Origin of the sequence: Bacteroides sp. 1_1_30 (assembly GCF_020982715.1) — a bacterium.
Lineage (GTDB): Bacteria > Bacteroidota > Bacteroidia > Bacteroidales > Bacteroidaceae > Bacteroides > Bacteroides xylanisolvens.
On record NZ_JAJKHN010000110.1, the window covers coordinates 1 to 17,405 of the forward strand.

The 17,405-nt window shown below is 43.1% G+C and carries 10 protein-coding genes and 1 tRNA gene; 3 read left to right on the top strand and 8 right to left on the bottom strand.

Annotated features, from left to right (window positions below):
* Nucleotides 1-132: 132 nt before the first annotated feature.
* The 7 genes from LPH68_RS22940 to LPH68_RS22970 all read right to left on the bottom strand — a co-directional run bounded on the left by LPH68_RS22940 (nt 133) and on the right by LPH68_RS22970 (nt 12,622).
* Nucleotides 133-1,545, bottom strand: coding sequence for a glycosyl hydrolase family 28 protein (locus tag LPH68_RS22940; RefSeq protein WP_151936144.1), 1,413 nt, complete (start codon nt 1,543-1,545; stop codon nt 133-135).
* 336 nt (nt 1,546-1,881) lie between these two features.
* Nucleotides 1,882-3,027 (bottom strand): OprO/OprP family phosphate-selective porin, encoded by a 1,146-nt coding sequence (locus tag LPH68_RS22945; protein WP_149952915.1) that lies wholly within the window; start codon nt 3,025-3,027, stop codon nt 1,882-1,884.
* Nucleotides 3,028-3,040: 13 nt separating this feature from the next.
* Nucleotides 3,041-4,411 carry a DUF5690 family protein gene (locus LPH68_RS22950; RefSeq protein WP_230297164.1) on the bottom strand — a complete coding sequence of 457 codons (1,371 nt, stop codon included), beginning with the start codon at nt 4,409-4,411 and terminating at the stop codon, nt 3,041-3,043.
* Nucleotides 4,412-4,630: 219 nt separating this feature from the next.
* Nucleotides 4,631-6,997, bottom strand: coding sequence for a hypothetical protein (locus LPH68_RS22955; RefSeq protein ID WP_004305853.1), 2,367 nt, complete (start codon nt 6,995-6,997; stop codon nt 4,631-4,633).
* 24 nt (nt 6,998-7,021) lie between these two features.
* Nucleotides 7,022-9,055 (bottom strand): tetratricopeptide repeat protein, encoded by a 2,034-nt coding sequence (locus tag LPH68_RS22960; RefSeq protein WP_004305851.1) that lies wholly within the window; start codon nt 9,053-9,055, stop codon nt 7,022-7,024.
* A gap of 26 nt (nt 9,056-9,081) precedes the next feature.
* A complete protein-coding gene (locus LPH68_RS22965; RefSeq protein WP_004305849.1) occupies nt 9,082-9,627 on the bottom strand; it encodes a DUF3575 domain-containing protein in 546 nt (181 codons plus the stop codon).
* Between the two features lie 241 nt (nt 9,628-9,868).
* Nucleotides 9,869-12,622, bottom strand: coding sequence for a heparinase II/III family protein (locus LPH68_RS22970; RefSeq protein ID WP_004305847.1), 2,754 nt, complete (start codon nt 12,620-12,622; stop codon nt 9,869-9,871).
* A gap of 163 nt (nt 12,623-12,785) precedes the next feature.
* Between LPH68_RS22970 and LPH68_RS22975 the strand changes: the two genes are divergently transcribed.
* The 3 genes from LPH68_RS22975 to nuoE are packed head-to-tail and all read left to right on the top strand — an operon-like array spanning nt 12,786 to nt 16,969.
* Nucleotides 12,786-14,693, top strand: coding sequence for an NADH-quinone oxidoreductase subunit NuoF (locus LPH68_RS22975; protein ID WP_087318456.1), 1,908 nt, complete (start codon nt 12,786-12,788; stop codon nt 14,691-14,693).
* Between the two features lie 13 nt (nt 14,694-14,706).
* The gene (locus tag LPH68_RS22980) at nt 14,707-16,473 is read left to right on the top strand and encodes an NADH-dependent [FeFe] hydrogenase, group A6 (protein WP_004305843.1); all 1,767 of its coding nucleotides are present in this window, start codon (nt 14,707-14,709) and stop codon (nt 16,471-16,473) included.
* A 19-nt stretch (nt 16,474-16,492) separates the two neighbouring features.
* Nucleotides 16,493-16,969, top strand: a complete 477-nt coding sequence (nuoE, locus tag LPH68_RS22985) for an NADH-quinone oxidoreductase subunit NuoE (protein WP_004305841.1) — start codon at nt 16,493-16,495, stop codon at nt 16,967-16,969.
* A gap of 87 nt (nt 16,970-17,056) precedes the next feature.
* On the opposite strand, the gene LPH68_RS22990 is transcribed toward nuoE, so the two are convergent.
* A tRNA-Ser gene (locus LPH68_RS22990) sits at nt 17,057-17,144 on the bottom strand.
* Nucleotides 17,145-17,405 lie beyond the last annotated feature (261 nt).

Consider the following 17,405-nt stretch of genomic DNA (forward strand, 5'->3'; position numbering starts at 1 on the left):
GTTCTAATTATATAAATGAAACTTGCATTTATAGTTTATGTTTAACCTAAAGAAAGTTTGATATTAGAAGAAAAGAAGTTTGCACCTAATACAAAGAGATTTTTCCATTCATACTTCATATACCAGATTATGCTATTTGACTGTGATATTCTTTATGTATTCATTCGTGATAAAATCATCTATATTTTTCATCTTCATGCCGTTGATAATCACATTATCGAAGATGATATTCTTGACGGAACGTTCTTTATCAAACCCTTTCAATAGAGATGGATTCTCCCCTACTCCATTATAAATGATATTCCGAAAAATAATATCTTCAATTCCCCGGCCGGGTTGCTTATCATACTTTGAATTGAAACGAACATTAATATGAAACAATCTTCCCTCCTGGATATTCTCTACACGGATATCCTCAAATAATGCCTTGCGTACCAAGTTTTTATCACCGCAATCCACTGCCATACAGCCCTGATAAAGAAGATCCTCTTCATCATGTTCCAGAATATCGACATTACGGACAGTTATATTCTCAAGAATCTCTCCAGCCTTATCGTCCGGGTTACCGTGTCCTCCAATGTTGATCGGATGAGCAATATCCGCCCAAAGGATTGAATTCTGTAAAGTCACGTTACGACTTCCTCCGTAATAGTTCCAGCGATGGGCATAGATGGCAATACAATCATCACTGTTCCGCATAAAAACATTGTCTATTAATACGTCACTGCAACACATCAGATCTATGCCATCACTCCATCCTTTACAACTAAAAGACTTTAAATTATTGATGGTCAACCCTGTAGACTCACCACCAAATACTGTATAGTGATCTGGATTTATAACTGTAATACCGTCAATCCATATATTTTTAGAATGAGTAACTTCTATTCCACGGATCGGATGGTCGAGAATACCACGCCCGACAATGCGTACATTTTCAGCTTTGTCAATCAATAATTTAGCTTTTACAACAGCTCCGGGAGCTAAATAAACAGTAGTATTGGAAGGAATCTGTATCTGTGTGTTCGGCAAATCTTTCGGACGATGGACACCCGGTCCGAAATACATTACTTTGTCACTGCTTTCAGTATAAGTTTCTGTTTCCAAAGGATTAGCAAACAAATGAAGATTATGCAAACGATCACCGTTAAACTCAATCGACAGGCATTGAGGTCTAGTGAGTGTAAAAAAGATAGCATTGTGGTTTACCGTATGTTGTATACCTATTGCTAACGGACGGATTTTCACATCCTGAATGGTGCCATTGTTCTTTTTCACCATCACTTCTACGGGACTGCCTATATCAAACTGTACCATTGAAGCAGATTGTACCCGATCCATATCTACTTGGACTTCATATTCGAATACATCTTTCCATTCACCGCCTGCTTCACGTACTTTGACTGTATAATCATCATTATGTGGCATACCAGTGTTCAATCCTTCCGGATAGGTTACTAATTGGGCATTCCCGAATGTCGAAAATGCAATAGCTATTGCTAACAAACATTTTCTTTTACCTGATAAAACTCCTACTATATTCATATCACTAAACTATGTTATATTTTAATTATTCTGTTTATTGAAGTTCTTTCTAAAACTATACTTTCTATTCCACCCAGGTTGGCAAACTGGTAACAGAAACTATAGAAAAAATAACCAATGCAAAAAATCTCCTTTATTGTCTATTACGAACAATAAAGGAGATTTACCTAGAACATTCCAGTTTTTTCTGTCTTCTTATTTTTTACTTTTTACATACGGTTCTGCATATTGAGTCGGCAGTGCTCTCGATATGTCTTTGAAACATTTAGTAAAACTAGTATACAATACACCTTCCTATTCTTTATTATAGCTTTATTCGAACGGAACTGCCAAGTACTAGAATATGAATTGAAAACGTCCCTGTACTACACTAAAGTTTGTGCTTTCGATCTCTTTGATATGCGAGCCGGGGATGAAGTAGCTATAATTCAATTTGACAGCAATGTGTTTATTGATATAGTAATTCAATCCGAAGGAGAGGTCTTTCTGTGTTCCGCCTTTTATTCCGGCATCATTCAGAGAGAGATAATTGAAACGGGCACATAGTTCAAGTGCTTTTCCTTCCGGTCTTCCGGGACAGGCTACTTCTTCGTCATACAGATAATTCTGTCCCAACAATAGCCAGGAACATTGCAGATAAGCTCCTTGTGCCGTATAGTTCTCAAAACCCTTTTCCCGTTTTACATGGGCGCGGATGTATTCACCCTGAAGAAAGAATTTATGATAGTAAATTAGCAGTTCGGTTCCTATTTTAAATTGGGATGCTGCATGATCTACATCTGCTTGTATTAATGTACGATTATCAATCGTGCTCACGCCCAGAGATTTATAAGTAAACGTATTCCTGTTCTCATCTTCGGGAAGCGTGCCGTCCGGTGTACGATGGATAGCTGCTAATCCTATATGTATCAGTTTCGCTTGCTCATAAAGTGGACGGTAAACCAAACGTCCGTCAATGGCATATCCTTGCGATGCGTTTTTCAGGTTGCTCAAATCATTATCGGTAAAGAATCCGCCACACAGATAGTAATATTGGGTACGATAGGAATAGGCTACTCCCATACGTCGGCTATTTGTCAATGCCAGCACAGCTCCCGGAGATTGGTTGAAGCGAAGATCAAATGTACTACAAATCATATCGAGACTGAATGGCTCATAGAATTGTCCTATCTGAATGGAACTATTCTTATAGGAATAGGTGGCAAAAGCATCTTTGATGGCTACTTTGTTTCCGGCATATCCCATTTCCAGTTTCATTCCCCAGTTCTGATAGGTAGCTTTTACACCGATGCGAAGGTCATTAAATTCCGTGCCGTTGCCAAAGTTATTCGGATTCTTCAGATACACTCCTCCATCCATTAATAGACGCCCGGTGATTTTATATTGTATGCCATCGGGCAGATTCTGTGCCGTTATCCGGGAAGTCGTTAGTATTAGAGATAGAAGGAAGGAGAATTTCAAATATAGTCCTATTATTTTCATCGTCCACCTTTTATCAAATTTGTGAAAAAGTAGTTGGCTCCATACCTTCTCCCGTAAATTTTATCCCGTTGCTCATTTCGGCTTCTTTCGCTTTCTTCAGTTGTTTCTCTTTTTTATAGCGCTGTATCAGGTAAATCATGGAGCAGGTGAAAGCAACCGTACAGATCAGTCCTACGTAACCGGATAATATATTATAAAATTCCAACCAGTTTATGTCTGCATGGGCAAATTCTTTGAACATCAAGACAAGTACAGTTCCCGTATATCCGATAAAATCAATGGTCACAATGAAGAAACCGACATTTCCTTTTATCTTGAAACAAGCAATGAAGCGGTCGAAAAAAATGCTTTGAAAACAGAGGTAGGCAATATACAGACAGAGACTTTGGACAAACAGCCAGGTGATTGCATCCAATTGCAGAGAATCATAATTGAAAGATATAAAACTCATGGTGGCTGTCCCAAGTACGACCAATCCCAGCAGGGCAACCAAAACTTTTATGTTACTTTTCACAAAGACCATCGCTCCGAATAACGCCAGAATTATTAATGTAACGACTGTATCTACCTGCGCAAACATCCATGAGGACTGTCCGTTCATATCAATAATCTTCACCAGGAAATCTTCCTTAATATCTCTAAGCACTACCAACATTAGGTTAGCTACAAACAATAATACAAGAAATGGCATAAAGTCGATGAACAGTTCTTTCCGTTGCTTGCCATTCAGAGTTACACGACTACTTTTTTGTTCTATATCTTGTGCCGTAGGTTGTGGCAAACGGGTTAAGCTATATCCCAAAAGAGCCAATAAAGGAAGTGCAAAAGCACCGATAAGTGCCGGCATCCAAAATTCGCTGACGTTCAATGTATTCATAACGAACAATCCGATGGATTTTGCCGTTCCCGAACTGATAACAATACTGATTCCTAAAAGACTGGCCAAAATATCCGTAGTGCGGCGACCTTCGATAAAACTGAAAATAACTCCCCACATACAGCCCAATGACAATCCATTGAAGAACATGGCAAACATATTATAAGGAGTGGGAAGTGCTCCGAACGCAACCAATGACAATTCCGCTACGGCAATGGAAACGAGTATAAACTTCAGGCGATTCTCTCTCTTCAATTCGGAAATCAACTTGATACCTATAAACTTGGCTATCAGATAACCTGCTATCTGAATGATAGTAACCAGTACTTTATAATCAAAACCGAATGCTTCTATCCCGTCAAAAGTAGCAGCTGTGAAAGGTTTACGCAATGCATAAACCAGTGAGTAAGAAAGAAGGGCTGCTCCACCTGCCCATAGAATAAAGAGGAAATCGGCTAATCTTCTGTTTGAACTTTGTTTCGATATTGCTTCAGTAATCGTTTTCATACGTTTTCGTTTTAATTTCTGGAGCAAAAGTAGAGGAGAATAGCAAGGGAGAAAATGAATTCTAAAGATTCATTTTATTCATTATCAGGTAGAAATGGAAGTAATATTAATGTAACGTTTATGTAACCGTAATTTCTTGGAAATGGAATACAAAAAGGGTTGCACAATCACTAATCCGGTATTGCGCAACCCTTTTTATTCGATTTCTTATTTTTCTTCTTATTGGAAAGTAGGCATCTTGAATCTGTACAATAATCCACCTACCATGGAAGCTACGCGGTCAGGTCTTCCCTGTTCGGAGCCATCGTATGTATCGGTACGGATACCGACTTTAGGTTCGGCATACAGATACAAAGAAGAAGCCACTTTCAGCTTTACCTGCACACCGGCATCCAGTCCCGGCACTGCTCGGAACTTACCGTAACGGCGTACCAGTCCGGCCGTAACTCCCACAAAAGGAACAACATCTATCACATGGTCGGGGCTGTATCCTTTTGCCAATGTGGCCAGACTCATCATATAATCCATACCCAAACCGGCATAATGAAGATTCATCTTCGACGACGTTTTGGCCTTGTACATAATTGTTCCATTTACCCGCCATGCAGATAACGGAGTGTACCATTTACCTATGCTTCCTTTTGCTTCTACACCTGCATTCTTCACCAAATCTTTGTTGGCTACGAGCAAGCTACCCAATCCAAGTGCACCGGAGATGAAGTAACGCTTGTCATCCTGACCAAACACGCTGCGATTGGCTGCTTTTGAATAAGGAACAAAGCGATAGTGGAAACCTGCATTGACTCCTACCATTACGTCTTTCTGCATAAAGCCCAGATTACCTTCAATGAATTTATCTCCATACAAGCGAATCTGCGGTTCAATGTACAAACCGAGAAAATCATTCACATGCCATAATCCCTGTATGCCTGCATTAATACCCAGTTGGAACTTATGGTCTGATTTGGAAGTATAAGCAAGGTTGACACCTACCGAACCTATTAAATCAAAGATACGATCGGAATTATATCCACTCATGGTAGACGTTATGTTCCACAAGTAATCAAGACCACCACTGACGCTGGCATGTCTAAGTTTGCCCGCTTTAACACTTCCCGGAACTACATAGTTCGTAAAGAATCCACCCGTACCCACCAGGCGCAAACCGGAATAAGGGCTCAACCACTTACCGATAGAGACAGAAGCCTGCGGACCTAAAGAACCAAGGTTTTCAAGATTCGTCTTATTCAGGAACATTTGCACACCGATTCCCGAAGTCATAAACAGATTGTCTGCGATGTGATTGCTTGAGAATCCGTTCTTCGGACGTGCCGCACGGTCAATCGTATGATAAGTCAAACCAAAATTCAACTCTCCGAGCTGATCCGTATTGCCACCTACTCCGCGACCTCCTGCATATCTCTTATTATACACATTGAGGCGAGGTTCTATAAATAAATCCACAGAACGGTTGATACGGAAACTTCCTTGCACACCGACTCCTATTCCCGGAGCATACTTGGCGGTTTTATCCACTCCTTTCGTACCTGCCAGGTTAACTCCGGCAATACCGATCAGACTAAATATTCTGTCTTCATCATATCCCCAAAGAACATTATTGATATTCAACAGATAGTCCGCATGCAGATCGACATGTTTAAAGTAGCCGCTTGCACTGCCCGAAGGGGTGTCTGAAAGTCCAACCGTCCCGGACAAACGCAGACCGGAAGAAGGACTGAACCATTTACCGATTCCGGCAGAGAACTGGGGACCTAATCCTTTAATCGTATTCTTGATTCCCGGAACTTTCAGTGTACTGATACCACCGGATAAAGAGATAAACATATGATTCAGGAAGGAACTTTTATCGAAATCATCGAAATGAATCTTAGTTCCCATCGGAGCAGCAGGCATATAGGTCAGACCTACCAGAACCGAACCAGCCATTTTATAGTTTCTCCAACTTTCCGTATACGCAAAACCGTCATTATACCATCCGATCCGCGGTTCTACAAACAAATCCAATGTAGAAGAAAGACGTACATTTCCCTGTAAACCGAGATGAGCGCCGTAATAAAGCTGACCGCCGCCTTTCAAATCCGGATACTTTTCGGAACGATCGCTATTGTCGCCCACCTTAGAATAACCGGCTTCTATACCTGCAATCCCTACTAACTCAAAACAACGGTTTGCATTGTATCCGTATGCCAGGGAGGACATATTCAACAGATAGTCCAGGCTGCCGCCACCCATTTTTATTTTAGAATCGTAGATACTCGACGGCAGATAACCTAAATTCACCCCTATCCGAAGTCCATGAACCGGAGTAATCCACTTTCCCATAAAGAGATGGGCGGTCATTCCCATTCCATCCTGACTATCTCCACTTGTTAACAAGCTGTATGGCCCTATTCCGGCAGAGAAAAAGAGATGTTCATTGAATTTATTGCTCTCGAACTTTTCATTTGCAGGCCGTTTCTGTAACATATATTGCAATGCACCATAATCCTGTGCCTGTAAGGTAACAGCAAGCATCAGGAAGATTGCCACTGCTACATATTTATTGTTGATTCTGAAGATATTCATCGTTTACTCTTGTTGTATATATCATTATTTAATTTTCTGCTCTTCCGGCAGCAAGTCAATAATATCACCGTCCACCTTCGCTACTTCCAATAAGGAAGGATCAAGTTCAAGGGCCTTCTCAATGCTCATAATCGCATCACCTATTTTCTCCAGGCGGTTGGCGGCAATCGCTTTTATATAATATTCGCGGGCGGTCTCTACATCTATGGTAGAAATCTTATCCCATGCTTCCTGATTCTTCTTCATTGCCAGCAGCATCACCACCTCATTGAAAGGGCTGGTAGCCGCCACCTTTTCGAAAGCATCATTATAATAACCGGCCAATGCCTGAACGATGGCCTGCAAATCTTCAGAAACCGCTTCTTCGGGAACCAATGTCAAGACTGAATCCGCTTTTGTATATTTCCCTTCGTGTAGCAAGGCAATAGCCTGATTAGACAATAACTCCGCCGGTGCCGATTTACTGACAAACGGTTCGAGAATACGTGAATCCGGAGTATCTTTCTGTATCGTTGCCACTGCCAGTTCATTGGCTGCATACGTAAAGTTATCATAAAGTTCAAGAGCTTCCCTACAATACTTTTCCCTTTCGTCGGGAGTTTTTGCTGTCGTAATCATACGGTAATATTCGAAACGGGTCAGTTCCTTCGGATTCTTTCTGTAAAGTTCTCTAATCTCGTCGTCCGTCAAAGAACGGAAGATTGAATAACCATAGGTATATTGCACCTTTCTCAATTTAGGCAAATAAGTAGCCGCAAGTTCCTTGTAGAAAGGTTTCGATTTCAAGACCCCATTCAACCGGTAAGGAGTAGCTGTATATTGTTTGATTAAGTCCTCTACTTCTTTAGCCAGTTCCGGCTTGGAGTTTTTTTTCAGCAATTCAGCTACCTCCTTCCAGGAGGCAACCGATGCATCCGATTTCACCTCCAACAGTTTACGTGTTTCCGGGTCCAGTTGTGCCAGTATACGTTCCAGGGCCTTATCCGTACGCAATTTTGCCAGACGAAGATTCGTCGCGTAAGAACCGTCCGGCGAAGCCACCCCCGTAATATGAAAACTCTTCAAAGAGGCATCCGGGTTCGTCTCAATACCACGCAATTCCTGATTCAACCGGTTCAGTTCCACCTGATTTTGTGGATTCTTATCATCCAGGTCGGCTTTACCTACCAGGAAGGTTAAGTTTACCTCACCTTTCGTATCCCGCAACTGCATCACGGGTTTCGGAAGGTATTTCTCGTCCGTCAGGCTGAAAGCGGAGAATTTATACTCCAAGAAGCGAAGCGGGTTGACCGTTCCGCGTGCAATGGAGAAAGAGTCACGATAAATGATATTCCGGTAATTTTCCATCGCCAGATGCACATCTGCACGGTAGTCATGTTGCAGATATTCTATATAGATAGAATCATGGTAAGCAATAATATCCCCCTTGCGTGAAGAAGTAGTTTTCACACGGATGTAATCGTGCAAAGGATCTTTATCCATATCATAATCGTACATTCGATTTTGCGTTGTATTATAAGTATCCCCGTCGAATACAACAGGACGCATCAACAGACGCTTTTTCAGTGTCACATCATAAATGGAAGGCTGCAATACCAAGCGACGATGTGAGTTAAACATCTCCTTAGGCACCGGGACACGAGTTTTCAGATGGAAATAATTACCTTTGATTTCGATGTCCGTAGGTTCCGGAATCACTTTGTCCTTCACTTTGGAAGTAATTGTAACTTCGTCCAGTTCGATGACGGCATCTTTCAATACTACATTCAGAATCTGCTTTCCTGCCACCTTCACTGTTTTGTCTTCATAACCGACACATGTAAACTTCAACGAGCCGTTTTTCTCAACCAAGACACTGTAACGGCCATCCTCGTCGGACATTTCTATACGTTCGTCATTGACCGGATTCAACACATTTACATTCGGAACACTTTTTCCCTGCGGGTTTGTGATATGCCCCTGCACGCGGATCCGTTGGGCGGATACATTCATACCGACGAACATCATCGCCACGAGAAGTATACCTGTTAATCTATCACGTTTCAAATTGATTTTCATTCTCTTTTCTGACTAGCTAATGTTCGTTATCGAATAATATAAACAAAGGATACCCCCAGTTTGACAGGTGCAATGGTGGTCTTACTATCGTTGACCGCACCCGGTTTCGGAGTACCCTTATCATACTTAAACTGACGGTAGCGCAACACACCCACTCCGGCAGTTGCTTCGATGTTCCAATGATCGCCCAGCACCCATGCGTATCCATAGGTCAAACCGGCGGCGTATGCATCGCCTTTGTGATGCACATCTTTTACCATCATATCAAAATTATTCACGAAAGCGGTGATTCCAAGAAAATGACTCACCATCGGACGATTTAGCCAGTAACGAACTTCAGGCTGAAAATGCGTGAAAGTCGTTTTAAAGTTGTCTGTACTGATTGGGTTCGCAGCAATCCCCATGTTCAAGGAGACATGACTACCCAATACAAATTCTGCTTCTACATTCGGACTGGCGGTCAGCCAACCCAATGCATTTGTCTTTACAGCCACCCGTTGTGCGTGCACATGTACACCACAACATAATAACAGAAATGATAACGCAGCTATTACCCTGCGACCATTTCTCATCACATATACCATCATTTATTTCCCACTAAATATTTCCCACTAAATATTTACCCACAAAAAAAGGGCTTACTGTCCATTTTATATACTACTTGGACAGAAAGCCACAAAATTAGAAAAAATATAGTATTAAAAACGTTTAAACACGCTTTTTTTGTTTTTTATTGCAACAATTTCCATCTTAGGCCATAATATACCATACTACGGATAAGATATACAATTTTTCTTTATTACCAATGAAACATCAGATACGCAACAACATAGGCTCCGACGAAGCATCGGATTTTATCTTCTTATCGCCGATAACAACCGTACAGGGAGCAGAAGAAATAATATACCATTTCCCTTCTTTCTTTTCGAGCAATACATTAGCGGCATTGTCGGTCTGAATCATTACCCCGGGTGCAACCAATTGGGTCCCATTCCCTAAAAACAACGTCCGGTTTCCTGCATATTCATTGCTGATAACAGCATAATCCGCTTTCACTTTCATTCCTTGATAAATAGCGGTTTGTGCAGCATCAGATAGAGAGAAGATATGATCTATACGTCCGTTTTTGCTTTTCACACAGATACCGGCAAAGTCTTCCAAACCTGCTCCTTCTGCATCAAAGTAAGAGACGGACTGAATAGCAGACGGTTCCTTTTTCGTACTCGGTTCATATATCGAGACAAAAGGACGATTCCAAGCTTCTCCATGCTGACGGGCAACAAATGTCAGCGTCGGCTGCTCCTTTATATTATAGGGCATATTCGGTGTACGGCTTAGCCCTTCGGTCATTGGCGCCAAAGCCGTAAAGACTTCACGATCCGGTTCGCCTTTCATCCAAAGATTCATGTATATATCATCGCCGTCCTTATCTTTCATATCTATGGTGAAAGTTGCCTTGACATCCTTATTGGTTGCAGCCACTTTCTTATCATATAAATAGGAATAAGCGTAAAGATGTGCGCCTGCAAAGGCGAGTTCTTCCGTAGACTGGAGATTCAGGTCGCTGCCATCTGCTGCCGTCAATGTCAAAGTCTGTCCAAGGTTGTGATAGAAGTAATCGTGCATCTTATCGCCTCCTTTCTCTTTCCGGCTGCGGAATACATCGACATAATACCCCGTCTCCGCCCCGGTAGTGACAATACTCATCATACGGGTCTGATCCGCCCTGCTTTCCGGTTCACGAAAATAAAGGTTACTGTAAGTAACGGACGTAAATGCTTTGCCCGGTTCCGCTGATGCCGGGAAACAGGAAAGCAAATCAAAAGAATGATTACTTTTCATCACCGGATAGCTCGATATTCCATCCACACAAACTGTATTATGACTGGGGAATTGAGAATAATATTCCGCATAATCCAGTCCGCTATACAGGAAAAGCCCGATACCTGCATCCGGCCCCAGTACGTATCCTTTTCCATAAAGTTCCATCGAAATGCCGTTAGCGTGCATGTGGTTCCCTTCACTGCCATTCAACGAAATCATCAAACTGTTGCGCGGATGCATACCGTTGCGCTGTACCAGCCATGACACATTGGGAGCATAAAACAAAGGAGAAACATAATCTTCTATCTTTCCCGGCTGCACTTTGGGATTTAGCGCCAGCGGTTTATCTTCAAAGAAAGAATTGACAGATACACGCACATTCTTCTTTTCTGTTTTATCATTTCCCAAATCCGGGTTCAGGCATTTCAATAAAGCCGTGAAATAGTTTTCCTGTTCTTTCTTCCCGTTCGCCTGTGCATTCTGTATCATACGGATAAAGAAGTTCGTACTCAAATATCCCGGATGCGTATCTCCAAAGCCACAAATCATACGGTTGGGAAACAGATATTGGGGAGTGGTTGCTACCGCTTTCGACAATACAGGCATTGCTTTCACCAAATCATATTGCAGATTCGTATCAAACTGATTCACAAAATTGGCATAATCATTGATTACCACACTGCTATATCCCGGACATTCTGCCCAAATTCCCGTATTTATATCGAAACCATAATCTGCCAATTGCGTCAGACTCCATTGGCGGATGCTGGAACGGTTCATCACATAGTCGATATAATATTCACGTCCTTTTCCGTCGGCATATTCTTTATTGTCTTCCAATACCAATCCGACATTCATAATAAACCGTGCCTGTAGCAAATTCCAGTTGTTATGAGGTACACCGTTCGCTATGATATTATCCGCCCATTTCTTAAAAGCTCCGGCGTAGATTTCCATTTTATCCGGGTAATTGGCCTTTAGATAATTATATAGAAAATCGTATAAAGGGACAGCGATATGGAGTGCGTCTTCATGGATGACTTCGAAAGAAGTCAATCCTACCAATGTTTGCTGATGGCCGTGATTCAGGTCGATGGGCACGTTTCTATAATAAATACCTGTCATATATGTATCAAAGACCCCCGCGGCAAGTTTAGCGAATTTCTCTTCATCCGTCATCCAATAAAGGAAAGCGGCATCACGGGCAATTCCCAGGATTTCGCAGTTCAGGCTTTCAATATTCCGGCCTGTTTTGGATGGGTGTACACTCTCCATAGGACGGTCGGGAAGTGCATTATTGCAGAAAGTGACATTCCCATCCTCATCATCATAAGGAACGACATCCGCCAATTTGGGACGGCCGTGGGTAGCAGCTGTGCCACGGGTTCCTGTGTAACGCACAGTGGGATAAGGAGCTTTTTCACCACCTGCATGGTCGAACGTTTCACCTTTCACATATACTTCCGTGGCATGAGACTTCCAGTACATTGCCAAACGAGACAGCAACCACGCCGGTTGAGCATCCGTCAGGTTCGTATATACTTCCGTCCGTTCCTTCAATTTATTGAAAACATCTTTCGCCCATTCTTCTTTTTTAATCAGCTTCCATGTTTCCTGCTTTCCCGCCGGAGTAGTCAGTACCCGCGGATGTGTCTGCGGCATCTTTTCCGGCAAAGGAATCTCTTGTCCGGATGCGCTGTTCAGAAAGGATAGAAAACATAGTCCAAGTAAAATTCGTCTCATACTTCAATTTTCTTTTTTTAGGTTTGATACCTATTAAATACGAAGATAGAGATTTATTTACCTAAATCCTCCGTCAAAGAACAATTTTATTTGTACGAGACTACGCTGTTATTTCAAACAAAGAATTATATTTGCAAAAAACCGACTAACAATTCTGATACTTATGAAAATTTTATCTATCCATGATTTGGCAACAATCAGGAAGAGAGCAGAGCACAATCTTTCATTGCGCGAAGAAAGTAATGAAAAGGTGACTGAAAAGTGTTACGGACTGGCATCCGGTGCGCAACATCTTCAGATTCTGATCTGCGGTGGTACAGGCTGTAAGGCATCTTCCAGCCAGGGTATTACAGACAATCTTCTAAAAGCCATCCAAAAGAACGAAATCACCGACAAAGTAGAAGTCATCACCGTAGGCTGTTTCGGCTTCTGTGAAAAAGGTCCTATCGTGAAAATTATCCCCGATAATACCTTTTACACCCAAGTCACTCCCGAAGATGCGGAAGAAATCATCAACGAGCATATCATCGGAGGACGAAGAATCGAACGGTTGCTGTATGTAGATCCCAAAACGGAACATACCGTCAGCGACTCCAAGCACATGGATTTCTACCGGAAACAACTCCGCATCGCATTGCGTAACTGTGGTTTTATCGATCCCGAAAATATTGAAGAGTATATCGCCCGTGAAGGATACTTTGCATTGGCCGATTGCCTGCTTAACAAAAAGCCGACGGACGTTATTGATATTATCAAACGTTCGGGACTTCGCGGACGTGGTGGTGGCGGTTTCCCGACGGGACTGAAATGGGAATTTGCCAACAAGCAACAGTCAGATGTCAAATACGTGGTTTGTAACGCCGACGAAGGAGATCCCGGTGCATTCATGGACCGTTCCATTATGGAGGGCGACCCACATTCGATTGTAGAAGCGATGTGTGTCTGCGGTTATTCCATCGGGTCCACCAAAGGATTAGTATATATCCGTGCCGAATATCCGTTAGCTATCAACCGACTGAAAACAGCTATCAATCAGGCGCGCGAATACGGATTACTGGGAGATCATATCTTAGGAACAGATTTCAGTTTCGACATAGAAATACGATACGGAGCCGGAGCTTTTGTCTGCGGAGAAGAAACTGCCCTTATTCATTCGATGGAAGGAAAACGGGGAGAGCCGACTCTGAAACCTCCCTTCCCTGCCGAATCCGGTTATCTGGGAAAACCAACCAATGTAAATAATGTGGAAACGCTTGCCAATATTCCCATTATTCTAACCAAAGGAGCCGACTGGTTTGCAACGATTGGCACAGAACGTTCCAAAGGAACCAAAGTGTTTGCTCTTGCCGGAAAGATTAATAATGTCGGACTGATCGAAGTGCCGATGGGAACTACTCTTCGGGAAGTAATCTACGAAATCGGAGGAGGCATCAAAGGCGGAAAGAAGTTCAAAGCTGTACAAACAGGAGGACCGTCAGGCGGCTGTCTGACAGAAAAACATCTGGACACTCCCATTGACTTTGACAACCTTCTCTCGGCCGGTTCCATGATGGGTTCAGGAGGGATGATTGTCATGGATGAGGACGACTGCATGGTATCCGTAGCCCGCTTTTATCTGGATTTTACAGTGGAAGAGTCCTGCGGGAAATGCACACCTTGCCGCATTGGAAACAAACGTCTGTTGGAACTACTGAACAAGATTACAGAAGGAAAAGGCACAGAAAAAGACCTGGACACACTTGCCACTTTGGGACAAGTCATCAAAGATACGGCCCTCTGCGGACTGGGACAAACCTCTCCGAATCCCGTTTTATCCACATTGGATAACTTCTACGATGAATATATGGAACACGTACGGGATAAGACTTGTCGTTCCAAGCAATGTAAATCACTATTAACATATACCATCAGTCCGGAACGTTGCATTGGTTGTCATCTATGCGCCAAAAACTGTCCGGCGGATGCTATCAGCGGGCTGGTGCGCAAGCCACATGTCATTGCTCCTGATAAATGTATCAAGTGCGGCATGTGCATGGCACGCTGCAAATTCAACGCTATTCTTGTCTGCTAAAATCTTATTTACTATGGAAGAAAAACAAATTACTCTCCAGATAGACGGTCATTTCATCACTGTGCCCGAGGGAAGCACTATTCTTGAAGCCGCTATCAAAATCGGTATCAATATACCTACGCTGTGTCATATCGACCTGAAAGGAACCTGTATAAAAAATAATCCGGCTTCCTGCCGTATTTGTGTGGTTGAAGTGATGGGACGGCGCAACCTGGCTCCTGCCTGCGCTACCCGTTGCACGGAGGGCATGGTAGTAAAAACCAGTACCCTGCGCGTAATGAACGCTCGCAAAGTGGTGGCTGAACTGATCCTTTCGGATCACCCCAATGACTGCCTCACTTGCCCTAAATGCGGCAACTGCGAGCTCCAAACGTTAGCACTGCGTTTCAACATTCGCGAAATGCCTTTCAATGGCGGTGAGCTGTCCCCCCGCAAACGGGAAATTACCGCTTCTATCGTCCGTAATATGGATAAATGCATTTTCTGTCGCCGTTGTGAAAGTGTTTGCAATGATGTACAGACGGTCGGAGCATTGGGTGCCATCCGTCGCGGATTCAATACAACCATCGCTCCTGCCTTTGACCGAATGATGACGGAAAGTGAATGTACTTACTGCGGTCAGTGCGTGGCTGTCTGTCCCGTAGGCGCATTAACAGAACGTGACTACACCAACCGTCTGCTCGACGATCTGGCTAATCCGGACAAAGTAGTGATTGTGCAGACCGCACCTGCCGTACGGGCGGCCCTAGGTGAAGAATTCGGATTTCCTCCCGGCACTCTGGTAACCGGAAAAATGGTGTATGCACTTCGCGAACTGGGATTCGACTATGTATTCGATACTGATTTTGCAGCCGACCTTACCATTATGGAAGAGGGTTCTGAAATTCTGAACCGCCTGACACGTTATCTCAACGGAGATAAATCCGTACGATTACCTATCCTGACTTCCTGCTGTCCGGCATGGGTCAACTTCTTCGAACATCATTTCCCGGACATGCTGGACATTCCGTCCACCGCCCGCTCCCCACAACAGATGTTCGGTTCCATTGCCAAATCCTATTGGGCGGAGAAAATGGGCATACCCAGAGAAAAACTGGTTGTCGTATCTATCATGCCTTGTCTGGCTAAAAAGTACGAATGTGCACGTGATGAATTCAAAGTGAACGGTATCCCCGATGTGGATTATTCTATCTCTACCCGTGAACTGGCACGACTAATTAAACGTGCCAATATCGGGTTCCCTCTCGTACTGGACAGCCCATTCGACAACCCGATGGGTGAATCGACAGGTGCCGGTGTCATTTTCGGAACAACAGGTGGTGTAATGGAAGCCGCCCTCCGTTCTGTCTATGAAATCTATACCGGAGAACCTTTGAAAAATGTAAATTTCGAACAGGTACGCGGACTAAATGGCGTCCGTCGTGCTACCATTAACCTAAACGGATTTGAATTAAAAGTAGGCATTGCACACGGACTAGGCAACGCTCGTCATCTACTGGAAGATATACGGAACGGGCACAACGAATATCATGTAATCGAAATTATGGCTTGCCCCGGAGGCTGTATCGGTGGCGGCGGGCAGCCTTTGCATCACGGCAACTCGGAAATACTCTATGCACGCGCCAACGCACTTTACCGTGAAGACGCCAACAAACCTTTGCGCAAATCGCACGAGAATCCGTATATCAAGACATTATACGAGGATTATCTCGGCAAACCGCTAGGTGAGAAATCGGAAACTCTCCTGCATACGCATTATTTCAACAAAGCGATTGATTAACTTTTAAATGAAGAGTATTATGTCAGATATCAAACTAGCCTGTGACATGGCAGAGCAAATCAAAACGATCTGCGACAAGCATGGAAACAAACCGGGCGAACTTATCAATATTTTGCATGAGGCACAGCATTTGCAAGGGTATCTACCCGAGGAAACGCAACGGATTATCGCTTCCAAACTTGGAATTCCCGTATCGAAAGTGTATGGTGTCGTCACTTTCTATACTTTCTTTACCATGACTCCCAAAGGAAAACATCCCATCTCTGTTTGCATGGGTACAGCTTGTTATGTACGTGGTTCAGAAAAACTGCTGGAAGAGTTCAAACGTGTATTAGGTATCGAAGTCGGTGACACTACCCCGGACGGAAAGTTCTCATTAGACTGTCTGCGTTGTGTAGGCGCCTGCGGACTGGCTCCGGTAGTGATGATCGGCGAGAAGGTATATGGTCGATTACAACCGGTAGATGTAAAGAAGATTATTGAAGAATTGGAATAACCGAATTCCCGAAAACAATATAAAACAAACGGCTGCCTTGATAAGTCAAAACAGCCGTTCATTAATATTAAAATGTAAAAAATGATGCGGAGAGAACGAGATTCGAACTCGTGATACCCTTTAGGGGTATACACGCTTTCCAGGCGTGCCTCTTCAACCACTCGAGCACCTCTCCTTACAATTACCAACTAGAGAAAAAACTCTCCATAAAAACAGAAAGCAGCAAAAAGCTGCTTTCTAGCGGAGAGAGAGGCTCCCGAACCTACACTTTCAGAAAATATCATAAAATTGCAAATCACTGATAATCATATATTATCTACAATGCAGAGTAAATCTAAATCTTTCTAAATGCCTTTTGCTATTTCAATTTTTGGGTGTATATTTGGGTGTAGAATTTCAAACGCACCCAATTATGAATATCAAACGTAACATCATT